The sequence below is a fragment of the Rhizobium subbaraonis genome, assembly GCF_900220975.1.
Taxonomy (GTDB): domain Bacteria; phylum Pseudomonadota; class Alphaproteobacteria; order Rhizobiales; family Rhizobiaceae; genus Mycoplana; species Mycoplana subbaraonis.
Genome location: NZ_OBQD01000074.1, coordinates 1 through 1,674, shown reverse-complemented (window position 1 = coordinate 1,674; position 1,674 = coordinate 1). Strand labels below are relative to the sequence as shown.

Annotated in this window: 1 pseudogene; it reads right to left on the bottom strand. The window is 60.1% G+C overall.

The features are described 5' to 3' along the window. Window positions 1–221 precede the first annotated feature (221 nt). Window positions 222–1,518 (bottom strand): annotated as a pseudogene (locus tag CRO48_RS31465) (IS110 family transposase). Window positions 1,519–1,674: the final 156 nt, after the last annotated feature.

The following is a 1,674-nucleotide window of genomic DNA, read 5'->3' as shown; positions in this document are numbered from 1 at the left end:
GGTCCGACAACGTCCTATGTAGGGAAGCAGCAGCGGGCAAAGGCCAGCAGGTCTCGTTGCGCCGAGTGTAATCGGCGCTGATGATTTTTATGATCCAGATGGCTTCCATCGTCAAGGAATGCGCTCTCGGCCATAGCAAACACAGGATCCAGCAGCCGCGTGGGTCGTGGTCCTCACCGTCCTTAAAATGAGATACGGATGCCAGATGGAAGGCCCGAACATTATCTACAGGGTCGCGGTAGCGCCCTCACGGCTGCACAGAGAGGGGTCCTTCCATCTGGTGTCCGCCCGTTCGACGAACGGACGGTACTCGGTTCCCGTCTTGATGACGGCATGCGCAACGCGCGCCATTTTGGCGGTGAGCGCGGTCATCGCCTTGCGACGGCGATCGGGGTCGTTGGGATACCCGGCGACATAGCGCCCCAGCTTATCGCGGAAGCTGTTGTCGCGCTGGCGGATCGCGACCTGCGTCGCCATCCAGAATGTACGCCGCAACCGGGCATTGCCATACTTTGACAGCTTGGTCCGACCGCGGAACATACCGGACTGACAGGTAGCGAGGTCGAGGCCACAGAACTTGAGAAACTGGCGATGATGGCTGAAGCGGCGCAGATCACCGGCCTCGGCAAGGATCGTCAGGGCATTGATCGGTCCGATGCCTGGGATCATCCGCAGAAGCTGATAATCGCGGTTCGCGGCCAGCGCGTCATGGGCGATCCGCTCAATCTCATTGCGTTGTTGGATCAGGGTACGAGCCTGAGCGACGACCATGCGGAACATCGTGATCGCAGTGGAATCCTCGTCAATCGGCAGCGCGATCGATGCAGAGGCGGTCTCATAGATATCGTTGACTACCCGGGCCTTGGAGACCTTGCGACCGATCAACGGCCAGGCCTGTTCAGTGAAGGCTTCGCGGCCGATCGAGATGATGCTCCCCGGCGTCGGGAAACGTTCGATCAGCGCCAGGAACCAGTCAGACCGGCTGTTGCCGGCGAAACGCTCGATCTCCGGGAAATACAGCGGCAGGTAGTGGGTCAGGATCCTATGCCAGGCCTGGGTCTTCGCCTTTGATATGGCTTCATGCGTCTTCGACATCTCCTGCAGATCGTTGATACCGGCTGCCAGCGGATCGACATAGCGCTGGGTCGCACCGATCCTCAACATATGCAGGATCACTTGCGCGTCCTTGGAATCGTTCTTGTCCCAGCCATTGTGCAGCGCTTCGCGCGTCCGGGCCAAGGCGACCGACGAGATCAGGCGCAACTCAAACCCGGCGGACAGCAATCGATGCGCCAGCGTGCGGTGATAGTTGCCAGTCGCTTCGAAACCGACAATCACGGGCTTGCCAATGATCGTCAGATCGTCGGCCAGGCGATCATAATCCGCCTTCGTCGCCATCACTGTCATGCGGCGCCGGCGGCCGCCCTCCGGTCGTTCAAGCAGAACTTCCTGGCGGTGCTTGGACATATCGATGGCTACCAGCACGGCGTCGGCGGGAGTAGAACTGCGCTTGGTCATGATCGGTCAGTCTCCAAAGGGTTGAGTCGACAACTTCACTTTAGAGACCTGCTGACCGGTCATGGCCGCCTTGATGAAGTCTGCGGGCGCTACGCGCCCTTGCCTCCATCAAGGCAATCCGGCCTTCAACAGGCCGCTTCCCAATGTGCTACGGGC